We start from the raw sequence: 15968 nt of genomic DNA, 5'->3' as shown, positions 1-15968 counted from the left end.
ATGGTGGGGATACCCGCGAGGGTATGCCGGATGCCTTGAGTGCCGGTTCGCCAACCCTGTCATTCGCCCGCCCACCCCGTTTGGCGACGGAAGGCGGGTCCAACACTCAAGGATCCATCATGCCGCACAATCTCCAGGCCGAACCGCCGGCCGCTAGCCAAGAAAACTTCCTCAATCAGAACTTCGATCGAGTTAGCACACGTGGTCTAACCGTGGATGGTGCTTGCGACACGTTGAATAACGTGTTCCACGCGCTGCAGGGTATCAACGCGATCGGCCGTATTCTTCTGGCTAACAGCGTTGCGGAGGACTGCTGTGTCCCGACACTCAGCAACGATCTCGTTGGCGGCTTGATGGAAGGGCTCAATGCGCTTTCGCATATGGCGATCAATAAGATTGAATGCTTGGCGGACCGAGCGGACTCGTCCAACCCCGAAAGGGAGGCGCGTCATGACTAAGCGTCGACTGTCGCAAGGGTACCGGAGTGGTGTGATGGCGTTTGCGGCCATGTGCCGAGAATTGGACGCCAATATGCCTGACGACTGGCGGATCGTAGCCGGGCAAATTCAAGAGACGGTTGGAAAGCTGAACGATGCCCAACGCGAAGGGTTCGAGGATGCCGTGGCGTTGCTGGTCCATCGGTCCGTTTGCGACGGGGATGTACCGATAGTTGACACGTGGGATCCGATCAAGGAGCTTGAGGATCCCGGCTACTGGCTCGCTATGTAACGCTGCGGGCGGCACATGCCGTATGGATCCTTTGCGGCATAATCGTTCACACCGCGCCTAGCTCGACGGGGCGAAGAACCGGTTACCTTCACCGGTCTGGCGCGGCACTCCACTGAAGGCTGGCGCACGAAGGTGGCGCGATGGCAAGGTCGAAACCGTTCTCTCGAGCAGAACAAACGACGGCGCTTCTGCCGAAAAAATTAGCGGCTCATGACATGAGCGCGGTTTTGGCTTGTCTGAAGCTTGGCCCATCGTTTTCGCAGCAGCAGGCAGTGACCGAACTCGAGACCGCACTTGCGCTGTATGAGGCAGAGACGACTTACGACAAGAGCGCGGCAGGGGAAAAGAGCGCGCCGCGGAAAGTGGCATCTCTCCAGCCTCTTCTCGAGACCGCAACTAAGCTGCGCGATGGTTTGATGAACGTTCCGGCATCCCTTCGCATGGAACTGACGAAAGAAGACGGATCGCCGGTCTCTGACACTGAAGTAATGCGTATCTGCGATGCGCTTCAAATGGCCATTAATCGCTACAAAGGCGCAGTTGGCACTGGGCGCCATCCGGTTAGCAGCGCCCTGCAGCGAACCGTCTTCGCGTTGCTGTGCATCTTTACTGACCGCTACGCGGGGCCCGCCGACGAGCGGGAAGCAGACGAGCGCGATTTCGTCCATCGCGCGCTTACAGCTGCCGGAATACATCATGCTGATCCAGATACCCACTCTGCCGATTTCGGCGACTTGCTAAGAGGCCAGTTCAAAAACCCCTGCTCAGCTCGTCGGAAGATGTTCCAACAGATGAGCGAGCAGCCAAGTTTCAGGAATGCTTCGTGAATGTAGGCACGTCGCTCAAAGCGAGTGCGTAGGCGACGGAAATTGTGGAGCCAGGAATGCGTACGTTCGACCACCCAACGATACTTGCCCAGACCACTGCCATGCTCGGTCCGGCGCTTGGCGATCACCGGCTTGATACCGCGTTCGCGCAACGCGCGACGATGTCGGGTGCAATCGTAGCCGCGATCGGCGTAGACGACGCCGGGCTTCTGAAGCGGTCGGCCACGAACGCCGCGGATGGGTGGGATCGCATCAACGAGCGGCAGCAACTGCGTGACGTCGTTGGTGTTCGCGCCAGTCAGGATCGCAACGAGAGGAACGCCGTTGGCGTCTACGAGGATGTGGTGCTTGGAACCGGGTCGCGCGCGATCCGTGGGGTTCGGGCCAGTTTTTCGCCCGCCCCAACGGCGCGCACGGACGACGAATCGACCGCAGCGTATGACAGATCGATTTGGCCGGTCGCACGCAACTTGTCGAGCAGCAACTCGTGCAGTTGGTCCCATACACCAGCCTTTTGCCAGCCGCTCAATCGCCGCCAGCAAGTGGCGCCCGAGCCAAAGCCCAGACGAGTCGGCAAGTGGTTCCAACGAATTCCCGTTTTGAACACGAACAGGATACCGTTGAGCGCCGCACGATCGGACACGCGCGGACGACCAGGATCGCTCTTCGCGCGAAGCTTCGCAGGTGGCAGCAATGGTTCGATCAGTATCCACAGTTCGTCGTCAATGATTGGCGCTTCCATCCTTGGACTTCCCTTGTTCTGATGCCCAAGGTTAACAGCTTGCCGAGGAAGTAAACAACCCCTCTCCGGAGTTTTTGAACTGGCCTCTAAAGAGCGCCCGCAGTAGCTGAAAGACGGTCTGCCGGCCACCGCCGAATGGTACGGAAACACGTACCGTTAGCTGATACCTTCGCGCGGTTTTTGGGCTGATTCTTGTACCCATGTCCCATCGACCACAAGGTTATGAGCATGGCAACCAAGGACCACAAGTCAGCCTCCCGCGATTGCGTCCCGGTGACTACCCCTCAGTCGCTACCGTTTGACGGCTACACGCGCTGGAGCAGTCTGAAGTATTTCATTCCGTTGAGTCGCGAGGCCGTGCGCCTTCGCGAGCTTGCAGGGAGGTTTCCGGAGCGCGTGCAGCTCGGATCGCCGCGCTGCGTCGCATGGCCCAATCGAGAGATTCACCGTTGGTTGGCCGACCCGGCTGGCTACCGTGCTCTCGAAAGTGCTTGAGGTGCGCCATGACGCGCCCATCGTTCCAGTTCTACCCGGGCGACTGGCAGGCGAACAGCAACCTGCGGCGCTGCACCCATGCTGAGAAAGGCGTGTGGATCGACGTGATGTGCCTGCTGCACGACTCGCCGGAATACGGTGTACTGCGCTGGCCGCTTAAGGAAATCGCCCAGGCGATCGGCGCGCCGCTTTCGATGCTGAGATCCATCATCACCAAGGGTGTGCTGAAGGGGGCGGACAAAGCGCAAACGTGCGCTGCGTTCGTCTATGTTCCGAGGTCCGGGCGGCGCGACGGTGATCCAGTGACGTTAGTTGCCGAGCAGGAAGGGCCGATTTGGTACTCGTCGCGGATGGTCAAAGACGAGTATGTGCGCATACATGCAGGCGCATCCACGCGCTTCGGTAACCCGAATACATCGACACCAAGCCGACGGCATGGTGATCGGCAAGGTGATTCACCGTAAGCCGTCAATAAACGACGCCCTACCAATGGTAGGCATAAGGTCAGATGCTAAGTGTCCGCGTGGACACATGCACTCAGACCATGATGACAGAGAAACAGGACCTTCGAAGCAGACTGGTAGTTGGCCAACGACGGGATGGCCGGCGGGAATTTGATGAAGATGCCGTGCGGGAGCTGGTCGAGTTTTGCCTGAAGCCGGGGGTATCGATCGCCCGGGCGGCTATGGACCATGACGTCAATCCGAATCAGTTGCGCCGCTGGATCTCGCGCCATCAGCAGCATACGCTGCAAACCCCAACGAGGCCGGACCCGCTGGTGATCGACGGCGTATCGATCGACATTCCGGGCACTGCCCGTCGGGTTCCGATGAGTGAAGCGCGGGCATTCGTTCCTGTCGTCACGACTGCGTCGACCGTGCCTGCCGTTTCCCCAGTACTGCCACCAGCCCCGTCGTTGATGGCGCTCTCGTTACATGTGCGCTTGTCCAATGGTGTCGAATTTGATCTCGGCGAGGCGAGTGTCGATGAGCTGGCCACGGTGATCCAGATGCTCGGGAGGCTGCCGTGTTCCGGTTCGACGAAGAGCTGAAGGTTTATCTGCATCGCGATCCAGTCGACTTCCGCATGGGCATCAACGGGTTGTCGATTCTGGTCGAACAGGCGATGCGCCTGAATCTGATGACCTCGGCGCTGTTCGTGTTCGGCAACCGACGACGCGATCGCATCAAGATTCTCGGCTGGGGCGGCAACGGCTTCTGGTTGCTGCTCAAGCGACTCGAAGCCGACCGCTTCGTCTGGCCGAACGGAGGCGACACGATCACGCTCAGCGCTGAGCAGTTGCACTGGCTGCTCGACGGAATCGACCTGGCCGTGATCCAGAAGCATCCCCAGCGATATTACGCGCGGATGAGCTGAACACGACGAGGGCGACATGGTCTAACCGGCCATGCCGAACAATCCCGTCATGTTGAGCGCCGAGGAGTACGAGGCGCTGATTGCCGCGAGCGCCGAACGCGATGCGCTGCGCGGTGAGCTTCGACTCGTGACGGCTCAGCGCGATCTGGCCGAGGAGAAACTGCGGGCCTACAAGCACGAACTGTTCGGCGCATCGAGCGAAGCGCGCCATGCTGACCAGCTCGGTCTGTTCAACGAAGCCGAGGCGCTGGCGACGACTACCGACGCGCCCGCGCGCGAGGATATGCCCGGCACATCGGTCGCCGCTCACACGCGCGGCAAGCGTGGGCGCAAACCACTCGATCCGAACCTGCCGCGCGAGGTCGTGCGACACGAGTTGCCCGAGTCCGAACGGTTCTGCGCGCATGATGGCCATGCTCTCGTCGAGATCGGCGTGGAAACGAGCGAACAGCTCGACGTGATTCCCGAGCAAGTGTGCGTCGTTCAGCACCAACGGGTCAAATACGCGTGCCCATGCTGCGATCTCGGTATCAAGGTCACGCCCGCACCGGCGCGTATCATCCCTCGCGGGCTGCTCACGGAATCCGCGCTGGCGTGGATCATCACCGGCAAGTACCAGTACGGCATGCCGCTGTATCGCCAGGCCACGCTGCTGCGTCGCTTCGGCGGCGCCATCTCGTCGAACACGCTGGCCGCCAGCGTAGTGCGGGTGGGGCTCGCCACGCAGCCGGTGATCAATCTGATGCGCGACGCGCTGCTCGAATCGGACCTGATCTACGGCGACGAGACAACGTTCCAGGTGCTGAAGGAACCGGGACGAAGGCCGCAAGCAAAGAGTTACCTGTGGGCGCAGATCAACGGCTCGGGGCCGCCTGTGCGGATGTTCTCGTACTCGCCGGGGCGCGGCGCCCAGCATGCGCAGAAGCTCTATGCCGGCGTGCAGCCTGGCACCGTGCTGATGACTGACGGGTACGAGCTCTACAACGGCATCGCCCACGATCACCAGCTCGTGCATCTCGGATGCTGGGCACACGTGCGCCGCGGCTTCATCAAGGCCGAGGAGTCGGTGCCGAAGGCGGCACGCTCGCCGGACCTACTGGCGACGCGCTTCGTCGTGCTGATCGGCAAGCTGTTCGCGGCCGAGGCGCGCAGCGCGAAGTGGAAGTCTGAACGCCGGCAGCGACTGCGTGCCCGGTACAGCGCCCGCGTGCTCACCATCATCGAGCGCATGCTGGTCGAGCATCTGCCAGGCGTCGTGCCGTCGAGTCTGCTCGGCAAGGCATTGCAGTACATGAGCGGACAGTGGCCCAAGCTGGTCCGCTACGTCGGTAACGGCAACTGGCCGATCTCGAACAACCTGTGCGAGAACGCGATCCGGCCGTTCGTCGTCGGCCGCAAGGGCTGGCTGTTCTCCGATACTGTCGCCGGCGCGCAGGCCAGTGCCAACCTGTACTCCCTCGTCGAGACGTGCAAGGCGAACGGCATCGAGCCGTATCGCTATCTGGTCTGGCTGTTCACCAGGTTGCCGCTCGCTGCAACTGCCGACGACTACGCCGATCTCATGCCTTGGAGAATGCCTGCTGCCCTCAACCACTGAGGGGCGTCGTTAAAAGACCGCGTACGATTCACCAAGCAGACGGCATGGTGAAGATCAAGGTGACGGCTCTTCATCTTCATCTTCATCTTCATCTTCAAAGAAACACAAGCAACGCGCTCCGCGCTTCGATGCGCAGGCGCATCTCGAGTCTTTCGGAGTTCCCTCAGACCTTGTCAAGGACTGGCTCGCAGTGCGTAGGACCAAGAGATTGGCGCCAACTGCTACGGCATTCGATGACATAAGGGCCGAAGCAGACAAGGCGGGGATCCCGATGGCCGAGGTGGTGCGGATCTGCGTTGTCCGCGGGTGGGGGGGCTTCAACGCTGCATGGCTGACCGAGGCGCAGCAGCGAGTGAATGGCCATGCTTCCGACAACCCGTTCGCGTGACGGCAATGAGACTTCGATATCCAGCCAACGGTGCCGCACTAGCGTCAATGCGCCGAGCCGGTCGTGTGCCTGAACTTCCGGTGCTTGTGACTCTCGTTGGACCGCTGCGATTCGAAAACGTGACGCTCTCGGCTGCCGCAGGTCGACTCTACGACTGGCGCCCGATTGCCGCGCTCGATGTTGAGGTATTCACGTCCGCTGACGTGCCTTGGGGCGATCTGCTTCGCACGCTCGGCGACATCTCGGCTGCGGTTCCCGACACGCTGGTGCTCGCGTTCCGCGAAGGTCCAAGGGTGCACTGCGGCGAACGACGAATCGTGCCCGGCGAGGACTTCGCGCTCTTCGACTGGTTTCCGATTCCGATTGCGCCGATGTGCTGGCCGGCATCGGACACACTGGCGCGCCGCCTTTTCGACGCCCTGTGCGACACGCTACCGAATCCCTATGACCGCGCGTGCGAGCTCATCGAGCAGCTTGCTGCCGAACGAAATGAAAGCGCTAAGGAGGTGGACTGATGGCCCGAACGATTCCCGATTCGATCGACTGGGAGGCATATGCCAGAGACGACGATGACGGCCGTGCGGACGTGCGCCGTGCCAGCGAATTCATCGAGGACCTGGTCGAGCATCTGCATAGCCCGAAAGAAGTCGCTCCCGGTACAGAGTCGCCCTGGGCCAGCGTTGGGGATTCGCTCCGCTTCCGCGAGGGCGAGGTGACGCTTTGGGGTGGCGTGAATGGGCACGGCAAGTCCGCCGTCCTCGGCGAGGTGATGCTGCACGCCATGTCAGCCGGCGATCGCGCGTGCATCGCGTCGATGGAAATGCGCCCGATCGCGACGATGGAGCGCCTTGCGCGCCAGGCCGCGGCCACCGAGAAGCCGGCGCCCGAGTTCATCCGTGCCTTCGGCCGCTGGACTGACGATCGGCTATGGCTGTACGCCCACGTCGGTACGGTCGAGTGCACACGCATGCTCGCAGTCGCTCGGTACTGCCGTAAGGAGCTCGGTGTGCACCACGTCGTTATCGACAGCCTGCTGAAGTGCGGTATCGCCCCGGACGACTATGCCGGCCAGAAGACGTTCGTCGACGCGCTGTGTGCGCTGGCTCGAGACACCGGCGTGCACATCCACCTCGTGCACCACGCGCGCAAGGGCGAGAAGGAATCCGTTGTGCCGGACAAGTTCGATATGAAGGGCGCTGGCGAGATCACCGATCTTGTCGACAACGTGCTGATCGTGCATCGGAACAAGACCAAAGAGGCGCTGCTGCGCAAGGAGACGATCTCCGACGAACAGCGCAATGAAGCTGAACTCCAGGCAGACACGGTCTTGATCTGCGCTAAGCAACGGCACCACACGTGGGAGGGCACCGTACGCCTCTGGTTCGACTCCGAAAGCATGCAGTTTCGGGACGATCGGACAGGCGGCGGCCGGCATCTCGACTTGCCCACGGCTGTCTGGCGTGGCGCATGGCGATCCTCGTGACCTCAACGATCGCATCGAGAGAGCACATGGCAACCGCAGACGAACGCCTGAAATCATGGGGTGGCTTCATGCGCGCCGTTCACGAAGGCAAGCGGGGCAACTACGAGCCGGCCAAGGCGATCGTTGAGACGGTTCGAGCGAAGTTCGGTGACTACGCGGCAGAAGCACAACGGCGTGAGCTATGGCGCCTGATCCAGGCAGGGAGGCCGAAATGAGCCATACGCGACTTCCGAGCAAGAAAACGAGATTCGAGACTCCACACGCACGCGCATCACGCGCGCACGCGTATACACGCGCGTATACGCACGCGCGCGGAAAGGCTCGGCGGGGAACCCGGGAAGAGGTGGCGCAGGCAGGTGTTCAGCGTGGGCGAAAAATACTCGCGGCCCCTGGGCGTGGCGACTGGTCGCGTGAGGGACGGGCGTGATCTCGCTGAGAAACCTCTCAAACCCGAACCTCATCGGCCGGCGCATCTGCGAACTGCTTGATGAAGAGGGGATGCTAAGCCAGGCTCACTTGAGCCTGAGATTTGGCGTGCCTCGAGGGACTATCTCGAAATACCTGAAAGCGCTGACCGAAGAGAAGTATGTCTACGTCGCCAGCACGATCTCGTATTCGAAGCAGACCCCATCCAAGGGTCTGAGGAGAGGCGAGATCCAGCTGTATGCCCGGACCGACAAGCCGCTTCCGGTCGATCACGTCGAACGACGCGAACTCGATGCAACAGAACTCCACGCGATCATGGCGTCGCTCGTACAGCGGGGGAAATAGCGCCAGCCCGGGCATTGGACCAACGGCGGGTCGATCTGGCGGACGTACGCAAACGTTCGTATTCGTACTCAATCGAATGGCATGCTTTATCGCGGTACGAAAAATACCTTTTCGATATTCCGGACGCGTACTAAACTGGATATACGTTTTCGTACTCATTCGCCCGGAGTCCGCCATGTCCCGCACCTTCGTGTATGCCCGCGTCTCGACAGTCGACCAGCACACTGCCAACCAACTGCAGGAAATCCAGGCCGCCGGCTTCAATGTCGACAAGCGACGTGTGATTGAAGAAGCAATCAGCGGCAGCACGCCTGCGGCGGAGCGGCCGGGGTTCCAGAAGCTGCTCGAGCGCATGGAGGAGGGCGACATCCTCGTCGTGACGAAGCTCGACCGCTTGGGACGTAACGCGATGGACGTGCAGAGCACCGTGCAGAAGCTTGTTGACGTTGGCATCCGAGTGCACTGTCTCGCGTTGGGCGGTGTCGATCTCACGTCCGCCGCCGGCCGGATGACGATGGGTGTCCTGACCGCCGTCGCGCAGTTCGAACGTGATCTGCTGATCGAGCGGACCCAGGCCGGGTTGGCACGCACGAAGGCAGCCGGCACGCGCCTTGGTCGTCCCTCGGTGCTGTCCGATGCGCAACAGGAAGAGGTGAGCCAACGGCTGGCCGCTGGCGAAACGGTGTACGGGATTGCCAAGGCCCTCGGCACGTCGCGCCAAGTCGTGATGCGAGTGCGGGATAGGCTCAACGCCTGAACGCGAAGTGGCTCGGGGCGAGCCCATACCTCCCGCGCTGCCCCGGCCCCGCGTGCAAACCTAACTCTGGGACCACCCAGGCCCCCATGGACGGGGGTGACGAAATTTTGCAGACCCTCTCTCCAATCCGCGCATCAAAAAAACATCCAGAATCCGCGGCCGGCACGACGAGTTGTCGTGGACGTAAAGCGGGAAACTGAATGACATTCCTACGTAGAGTGCGCCGCCCCGGCGTCTTCCACGTAGGTGCAGACATGTCAGCCAGCGATATTCCTGCTTCTCTCGCCAAGGCCGGATACTCGATCCGAGAGTGGTGTTCCCTCGTCGGTCTCGGCGTGAGCACGTTGTACACCCTGCCGTTCGAGGAGCGTCCGCATACGGTCAAGCTGCGGGGGCGTGTCATCGTAATCGAATCTCCGGTGGACTATCTCTCGCGCATTTCTGCACAACAGCGCGAGTGCATGTGCGTGTGCAACGCGGGAAGCAATCGGATGAGTGCGTCAGCCGCGATCATGGAGTGAATCATGCCGTTTGCAGCAGCGGTAGGAGGTCTGGCGTCGGGCATTGGTGGCTCACTAGTTTCCGGATTGTTGTCTCCCAGCACGTCTGGGGGCAGTGGAAGCTACTACGTTCCCACGGGGCTTCCGGACTCCGACCAGAACTGGCAGAACCTGCTTCACATCATTGCCAATCAGTACGGCAACAACCCCCTTCAGCAGTACGGGCTGCAGTCATTGAACGCCGGCCTGGCCGCGAATGATCAGTACGGCGGCGGGTACCAGAATGCCGCGAATGCCGCAGGCGGGACATATGCCGGACTCGGCAGCCTGCTGAATCAGCAAGCCAACAGCAACTTCGCCACACAGGCGGGCCTGCTACAGGCCGGTCAGAACGTCTACAACATGGGGCTGGACCCACAGAATGCGCTCTACGACCGCACGCTGAACCAGCTCACGCAACAGACGGGCGCGACGAACTCGATGTATGGACTCGGCTCGTCAGCCGCGGGCGCCGGTGTACAGAACCAGGCGCTGTCGAACTTCAACATCGACTGGCAGAACAATCTGCTGCAGCGCGCGACGCAAGGTTTGCAAGCTTACTCGGGTGCTGCCGGAACCGCGGGAAGGTTTGGCGAACTGGCGGGACAGCAAGCCGCGGCTGCTCCCGGATATGCCCTGATGTCGGGGCAACTTCCTTACCAGACAGCGCAGATGATTGCGGGCATGCCAGGCAATCTTGGCAATACCTATGGTTCGTTCTTGAACTCGAATGTTTATGGCCCGGCAGAGGGAATGATGAACTCGATCATCCAATACATGAACAACGGCAATGGCGCGCAGGCAGTTCCGTTCCAGAGTCAGGCGCAGGGCGCGGGCGCAGTTGGCAGCATGGTGTCTCAAGGTATCTCGAATGCACTTGGCAATTACTTCAACCAGCCAAGCTATACGGGCAACTTCTCGACATCGTCACCGTTTTCGACGAGCGGCTTTTACGACCCGGTGACGTTCGGTCCGGCGGGCTACGGTGGTGGTTACAGCTACGGCGGCGGCAACTCGTACGGTTTCACGATGGGGTAGGCCATGCCGAACGATACGAAGCAGCCGAACGCTACACTCCGTTACGTCGACATCACGATTAGCCTGACTGGGGACGAAAACAGGCTCATCTGTGCGGCCATCTACCGTGCAAATGAGTCCGGCATGCTGCGCGATTTCGCCGAGCATGCCGGCCCTGGAATCTTCGCCAGCATTTTCAACAAGATCGCGGCGGCCTCTGCAGAGCAAGGAGATCCATTCGCTCGTGCGTACTGCTTGCGCGCAGGTATTCCGTTCGGTGGTGGGACCGATACCCTGCAGTAGTTGCCCCGCAACGTCTGCAAACGATGTCACACATTGCCGCTCAGTTGCAGCCGTAAGCAGTGCAGTAGTGGCTGAACGAATTCCCGTTGGAATCGACGCCGGACATCGACCGGTTGCCGTTTCCGAAATTTTGGATGGTTTCGTTCCAGCTTTGACCATTCGCGGCGGTACCGTTGATCGTCGTGGTGTTGCCGAGGGTGTTGGCTGTTTCACTCCAAGAACTGCCGGTCTGAGAGTTGTAACCGTTCACCGTCGTCATGTTGCCCAAGCGGTTGACGCTGTATGTGTTCCCGCTTTGATCCGTACACGTCTGGAAACCTGGGCTGCCGATACAGTTGGCGTATGCCGCCCCGGAAGTCAGCACGGCGCTGACGATCGCAACGCTAAGAGTCATTTTCATGGTGGTCTCCCCGTAGATGGGTATCGGAAACATAGCAGCAGTCGGCAGGAAAACCCAGTAGGCGTATCCGCGAGGCCATTTGTGCGGATGGTCCATATTGTCGCGAGAATGCAACGCTCTGCTTGGTTGCTGATGGTGGCGTCACTTTGCGAATCGGCAGGCAAAGCGATGCGCATCCGGAAATCTTGCGTGCGTCACTCTGGAGACGCGACCGCAACGCTGGAGCACCAGGCTCGGGCCGCTGAAAAACTGTTGCCAAGCCGAATTTGCCTCGCTAATCTTCCTTCACTCCTAGCCCGGGTTAAAGGGCATCGACTGCAAGACCTAGCTGTTGAACAGCCATATGTAAGCCCGTTCTGCGGGCACGGTGACTTGATCGCCGAATGAACTGAGTAGGCCCACGCCCAAAATCCGTCCATCGTTTCCTGATGGGCTTGTGACTGCTTCGCCGTTAGGTGAAGCCTTCTATCGCCTTTTGCTTCCTGCGAAAGGCGCGATGTGCAATCCCCGTATGCCGCTCCCGCGGCAATCAATCCGTGACGTGCGCTCCCCAGCGCTAACGCCGTGCCTTGTCGCGTTCGTCTCAATCGTCCTCGTGACGATCGACGGCGCGCTCGGCCTCGGCGTCTGAAATCTCGTACCGACTCGCTCGGTACGCATCAACTCGCGCGGTCGGGGCATTGGCGCCCCCCGATCGGTCGCACAGCCAAAACACGGATCAAACGGGGGAAGCGTCTTCCCGCCACGCGTCGAATCTCATCGGGTTCATGCGTGCCGGGCTGCGCCGGCTTGCTGGCGTAGAACGCTCCCAATCTCACCAGGCCGAGGCTCGTGCCCCCGTTTGTTGTCTCCCGGCTGCATTTTCGCGGCCCCGTCCAGCGGACAGGGAGACAACTGGGGGTCGAGCCTCACGTCATGGATTCGGGGTACGCATGTCGCACAAATCTCTCACGGCCGACCTGTGCCGTGCTGCGCGCGGGGCGCGTGGCAAACAGGCAAACTCGACCTCCAACGGTCGGGAGAAGTCGCTCGCCCGTTTCGCTCGGTTTCTGTGGGACACGGGCTTCCAGGTTCACACGACCGGTCAGCTCAAAGAGAAGCATCTGATCGCCTGGTCGAATGACATGAGGGCGCGAGGACGTTCGAAGCGGACGGCCATCAACAACGTGACGCACATCCGAACGGCGCTCGAAGGGATCGGTCGCCGGCCGTTTGCCGACAAGATGAGCAATGCGGCGCTCGGTCTGTCGGGAGCAAGCCGGGCGGGAACGAAGCGGCCGATGATGCGTGACGAGCTGGAACCGTATCGTGCTGCTGTTGCTGCGATCGATCCAGGCATTGCGATTGTGCTTGAGCTGCAGCTGGAATTCGGACTGCGTGCCAGGGAGGCAGTTCAAAGCATCAAGTCACTGGCTGAATGGCGGCGCGCGCTTACCAGCCCGATCGGGGACGGCTTCGTGACCATCATCCACGGGACGAAGGGAGGCAAGACGCGTCGGAGTCCGCCGTTGGATCGGCGGTGCGCCGCGGAACTGGTGGGACGGGCGATCGAGCTTTCCGGCGAATACGGTGGGAAGCTGGTCCGCAAGCCGGATCTGAAGCGAGCTATGGAACGTTACCACTACGTCGTGCGCAAGGTCGGCATGACCGATGAGCGCGCACCGCATAGCCTCCGATACGCGTATGCGACCGAGCACCTGGAGCGGCAAAAGGCTGCCGGCATATCTCGCCGAGAAGCAGCCGCCGGTGTATCAACGTGGCTCGGCCACGGGGACGGCCGCGGGACGTGGGTGGAGCGAGTCTATGGGCGCGAGGTATTGGTCGATGCGGAGGTGAAGCATGCATAAGCACGTCGACACGCTGCCAGAGGTCGGCCACTCGCGCTGGAGGCAAATCGCTCCGTTCGTGGGCGTGTGTCGGGAGACATGGCGAAAGCTCTGTCTTTCCGGAAGGGCGCCGCAACCGATTCAATTGTCGTCGCGGTGCACGGTGTGGAAGAACACTGAGATTCATCGTTATCTCTCCGACCCCCTACGGTATCGGGACGAATAAGTCTAGTTATGGAGCATTCGAAGCCTCGTTACTCAAGTTTGAGAGTTCGTGACCGATATGACGTATCAAGGAGGATTGTCTATATGGATATGGTAGTTCTGGGAAATGCATTTGGGATCATTTCATTGATTCCAGTCGTCGTAGTGCTGGTATGCAATAGGGGGTGCAAGCCGCATGAATTTATGACGCCATTCCTCGGGTGCTTTATGGTGTTCAGTGCTGTAATGACTGCGTCCACGTTCTCAAACCTGAACGATCTCGCAAAGTTGTTGGATGCGAAGCATATGCTCGGCCAACATTCACTGGACCAAAGCAACAGAGCCGCCAACTTATGGCTCTTGATCTACCCTGCGATGGTGGGTGCATTGGGCGTGAATCTTTTGACTTCGTGGTTCCAGTCGAAACGTCCCACTCGCAAGTGGCGTTGGGTGGCTACGGGCGAATTGGTTCGGAAGTCGAATGGCGATTTGAAGACTGGTGGTCGACCGACTATGCCTGTCATGGCTTCAACTAGACGTCGCTGCAAAGTGAACGTTCGTGCAGACCTTGTTCGGCGCCGGTAGTAGTGCGGCACCAGAAGAATTTCGTCCAAACTTCGCGGGAAACTGGTGGTGTTTGGCCGACCTCGATCAGCGTACATTAAACGCAATTTGACGCGGGACAGGCGTGCCGGTGATATGTATGCGGGCACCGGTCGAAATCACGCACAACATACACAAAAATTGTGAAACGGGGTACTTGCAAAATGGTTAAAAAAACTGAGGATCTGGTCGATTTTTTCTTTGCAGACTCGGATGTGCAGCGCTTGGTCACATCTACAGCATCTTGGCAGCCACTCAGAATCTGTTACCCGAAAGAGGTGAACGTGTCGCGCTTTATCGCGTGGCTACTTGATCCCTCAGAGGGGCATGGTCTAGGAGATATTACGATCCAGTCGCTCCTGACGCGAGCATGGTGGGGGAGTGACGACGTTGTTCTCTCTGCGGCTGAGCGGCGCTTTATCTCGCCCTCCAACATCCAGACAGAGGGTTTCTCATCTGCCGTGGTTACGACCGAGGTCACGCTAGGGAACCGTTCGCTTGATGTGCTAGTTGTCGATGCAAGTCGAAAGCGTTATATCGCGATAGAAAACAAGTTTGGTGCGAGTCAGGCATACCGGCAACTCAACGATTACCGCCGTGAGCTCATAAAGCTCTTTCCGGAATTCATGGGGGTGCACATCCTGCTTGATTCAAAGGAGGCGAAGTCGGCAGACCCGGCTTGGATAACCGTGGGGTACGACTGGCTATCAGACCACCTGCGAGAAGCGGAGAAGCGTGAGGCTACTGCGCCACACGTTCGGGAAGCACTCTCGCAATTTCGTAGTGTGATCGAAGAAGAGGCGGAAGAGTCTGGGGCTACGAGTGTCTATGGCCGCCTTGTGACTGAGGTCGCGAGCCGACATCCCGAAGTATTCAATATCATGGAGCCGTGGGTGAAGAACGGTTCGAAGGGGGCGCGTGCGCAGACACTCGCCCAACTAATGAAAGACAACGTAACCCTTGAGGGCAAGGCAACGTTGCGACTTTTTCAGTTGTACTGGCGCCGCACCCCAGTTTGGGATGATTGCGTCAGGCAAGCGCAGTTTGCTCCCTTTGTAGCTTCGTTGCGAAACCGTTTTAACGATCTGCTCGTTGATACCAAGCGTGTACGAACAGGCTTCTCGCTTAATCAATGGTCTACACTCGTTGACACGGATTCTTCGCCAGCTTGGTATTACCCAGCAGGGGTGAATGTTCGCAAGACAGGTGAAAAGTTCAAGGTTGTGACCTTTGTACAGTTCAATGATGTGCGCCCAGACAAACGGGCAGAAATGATCGAGCGAGCAGAAGAGATGCGCAAGAAGAACGGCGTCAAACGCCGAGTTGGCGACGAGCAGTCATTCGCGGTCATTCGTCAGCGCAAGGAGCTCCAGAAAGACAAAGCAATCGAGGAAACGATATCGGAACTCGCCAAGCTCAAGGCACTTCTCAATGCTCTTTGATAGTCGAGTATCTCGCCGGGGTATCACTGGAAGCATTGCGAAATTTTTGCTTAGGGATGCAGCCAAAGTCGACCAGATCGCCTTCCCGGTGCATGGTTTGGCTGAATGAATAGGTTCATGCCTACTCGGTCGATCCAATGGGATATCGTGCGAACATGTAGTGGGAGAGGCTTGATCGGCGCTCTAGCTACCCAAGGCGCTAGGATAGTACGATCAAGACGCATGCCCGACATGCGAAGACACACTTTCTGTGAGAATGAGATGGAACAACGAGAATGGGAAGACCGGTTAGACGAAGTGCAAAAACATGCGGAACAGCCGGGTAATCGGGTTCCGTCGGATGACTTGTTTCGAGGCGCCGCCAATGGAGCGCCGTTGTCCAAGCCGGAAAAGGAGGCTCTGCAGCAGCATTGGGATGCGAGTCGACGCCAGGCCGAAGCGAAAAGGGAGCCCATTTGATAGAGCTAG

The 15968-nt window shown here is 59.7% G+C and carries 20 protein-coding genes and 1 pseudogene; 19 read left to right on the top strand and 2 right to left on the bottom strand.

What is annotated here, in order from left to right; translation table 11 throughout:
- The first annotated feature begins 119 nt into the window (after nt 1–119).
- The 3 genes from VXM69_RS14650 to VXM69_RS14640 all read left to right on the top strand — a co-directional run bounded on the left by VXM69_RS14650 (nt 120) and on the right by VXM69_RS14640 (nt 1556).
- Nucleotides 120–458: a hypothetical protein gene (locus VXM69_RS14650; protein ID WP_367189794.1), complete on the top strand. Its 339-nt coding sequence runs from the start codon at nt 120–122 to the stop codon at nt 456–458.
- Nucleotides 451–729, top strand: a complete 279-nt coding sequence (locus VXM69_RS14645) for a hypothetical protein (RefSeq protein WP_367189793.1) — start codon at nt 451–453, stop codon at nt 727–729. Before VXM69_RS14650 ends, VXM69_RS14645 begins: the two co-directional genes overlap by 8 nt.
- A 140-nt stretch (nt 730–869) precedes the next feature.
- A complete protein-coding gene (locus tag VXM69_RS14640; protein WP_367189792.1) occupies nt 870–1556 on the top strand; it encodes a hypothetical protein in 687 nt (228 codons plus the stop codon).
- Here the strand turns inward: VXM69_RS14640 and VXM69_RS14635 are convergent.
- Nucleotides 1484–2298 (bottom strand): annotated as a pseudogene (locus VXM69_RS14635) (IS5 family transposase); the annotation flags it as partial. The gene VXM69_RS14640 and the pseudogene VXM69_RS14635 overlap by 73 nt on opposite strands.
- A 228-nt stretch (nt 2299–2526) precedes the next feature.
- On the opposite strand from VXM69_RS14635, the gene VXM69_RS14630 reads away from it, so the two are divergent.
- From VXM69_RS14630 to VXM69_RS14570, 13 genes are all read left to right on the top strand, one after another.
- Nucleotides 2527–2793 carry a helix-turn-helix transcriptional regulator gene (locus VXM69_RS14630; protein ID WP_367189791.1) on the top strand — a complete coding sequence of 89 codons (267 nt, stop codon included), beginning with the start codon at nt 2527–2529 and terminating at the stop codon, nt 2791–2793.
- An 8-nt stretch (nt 2794–2801) separates the two neighbouring features.
- Nucleotides 2802–3257 (top strand): hypothetical protein, encoded by a 456-nt coding sequence (locus VXM69_RS14625; RefSeq protein WP_367189790.1) that lies wholly within the window; start codon nt 2802–2804, stop codon nt 3255–3257.
- A 44-nt stretch (nt 3258–3301) separates the two neighbouring features.
- On the top strand, nt 3302–3844 hold the full coding sequence (locus tag VXM69_RS14620; RefSeq protein WP_175907237.1) for a transposase: 543 nt from the start codon (nt 3302–3304) through the stop codon (nt 3842–3844).
- On the top strand, nt 3820–4170 hold the full coding sequence (tnpB, locus tag VXM69_RS14615; protein WP_121863073.1) for an IS66 family insertion sequence element accessory protein TnpB: 351 nt from the start codon (nt 3820–3822) through the stop codon (nt 4168–4170). Before VXM69_RS14620 ends, tnpB begins: the two co-directional genes overlap by 25 nt.
- A 31-nt stretch (nt 4171–4201) precedes the next feature.
- Complete coding sequence (locus VXM69_RS14610) at nt 4202–5767, top strand: IS66 family transposase (RefSeq protein ID WP_367189789.1); 1566 nt, start codon at nt 4202–4204, stop codon at nt 5765–5767.
- Nucleotides 5768–6220: 453 nt separating this feature from the next.
- Nucleotides 6221–6670, top strand: coding sequence for a histidine ammonia-lyase (locus VXM69_RS14605; protein WP_367189788.1), 450 nt, complete (start codon nt 6221–6223; stop codon nt 6668–6670).
- Nucleotides 6670–7638 (top strand): DnaB-like helicase C-terminal domain-containing protein, encoded by a 969-nt coding sequence (locus tag VXM69_RS14600; RefSeq protein ID WP_367189787.1) that lies wholly within the window; start codon nt 6670–6672, stop codon nt 7636–7638. Before VXM69_RS14605 ends, VXM69_RS14600 begins: the two co-directional genes overlap by 1 nt.
- A complete protein-coding gene (locus VXM69_RS14595) occupies nt 7623–7853 on the top strand; it encodes a hypothetical protein (RefSeq protein ID WP_367189786.1) in 231 nt (76 codons plus the stop codon). The genes VXM69_RS14600 and VXM69_RS14595 overlap by 16 nt, the downstream gene beginning before the upstream one ends.
- A gap of 208 nt (nt 7854–8061) precedes the next feature.
- Nucleotides 8062–8409 (top strand): winged helix-turn-helix domain-containing protein, encoded by a 348-nt coding sequence (locus tag VXM69_RS14590; protein WP_343727823.1) that lies wholly within the window; start codon nt 8062–8064, stop codon nt 8407–8409.
- Nucleotides 8410–8584: 175 nt separating this feature from the next.
- A complete protein-coding gene (locus VXM69_RS14585; protein WP_367189785.1) occupies nt 8585–9166 on the top strand; it encodes a recombinase family protein in 582 nt (193 codons plus the stop codon).
- Between the two features lie 254 nt (nt 9167–9420).
- Nucleotides 9421–9687, top strand: a complete 267-nt coding sequence (locus VXM69_RS14580; RefSeq protein WP_367189784.1) for a hypothetical protein — start codon at nt 9421–9423, stop codon at nt 9685–9687.
- 3 nt (nt 9688–9690) lie between these two features.
- Nucleotides 9691–10743 (top strand): hypothetical protein, encoded by a 1053-nt coding sequence (locus tag VXM69_RS14575; RefSeq protein WP_367189783.1) that lies wholly within the window; start codon nt 9691–9693, stop codon nt 10741–10743.
- A gap of 3 nt (nt 10744–10746) precedes the next feature.
- Nucleotides 10747–11025 (top strand): hypothetical protein, encoded by a 279-nt coding sequence (locus VXM69_RS14570; protein ID WP_343727819.1) that lies wholly within the window; start codon nt 10747–10749, stop codon nt 11023–11025.
- 40 nt (nt 11026–11065) lie between these two features.
- Here VXM69_RS14570 and VXM69_RS14565 read toward each other — a convergent pair whose 3' ends face one another.
- Nucleotides 11066–11425 (bottom strand): hypothetical protein, encoded by a 360-nt coding sequence (locus VXM69_RS14565; protein ID WP_367189782.1) that lies wholly within the window; start codon nt 11423–11425, stop codon nt 11066–11068.
- 932 nt (nt 11426–12357) lie between these two features.
- Between VXM69_RS14565 and VXM69_RS14560 the strand changes: the two genes are divergently transcribed.
- From VXM69_RS14560 to VXM69_RS14550, 3 genes are all read left to right on the top strand, one after another.
- Entirely contained in the window at nt 12358–13272 is a 915-nt protein-coding gene (locus VXM69_RS14560; RefSeq protein WP_367189781.1) for an integrase domain-containing protein, read from the top strand.
- 950 nt (nt 13273–14222) lie between these two features.
- Nucleotides 14223–15500, top strand: coding sequence for a PD-(D/E)XK nuclease family protein (locus VXM69_RS14555; protein WP_367189780.1), 1278 nt, complete (start codon nt 14223–14225; stop codon nt 15498–15500).
- A gap of 261 nt (nt 15501–15761) precedes the next feature.
- The gene (locus VXM69_RS14550; RefSeq protein ID WP_367189779.1) at nt 15762–15959 is read left to right on the top strand and encodes a hypothetical protein; all 198 of its coding nucleotides are present in this window, start codon (nt 15762–15764) and stop codon (nt 15957–15959) included.
- Nucleotides 15960–15968: the final 9 nt, after the last annotated feature.

It is taken from the genome of Burkholderia sp. Ed8 (genome assembly GCF_040761425.1).
GTDB lineage: Bacteria > Pseudomonadota > Gammaproteobacteria > Burkholderiales > Burkholderiaceae > Burkholderia > Burkholderia seminalis.
The sequence above is the reverse complement of the archived record's forward strand: the minus strand, read 5'-3'. Positions and strand labels throughout refer to the sequence as shown.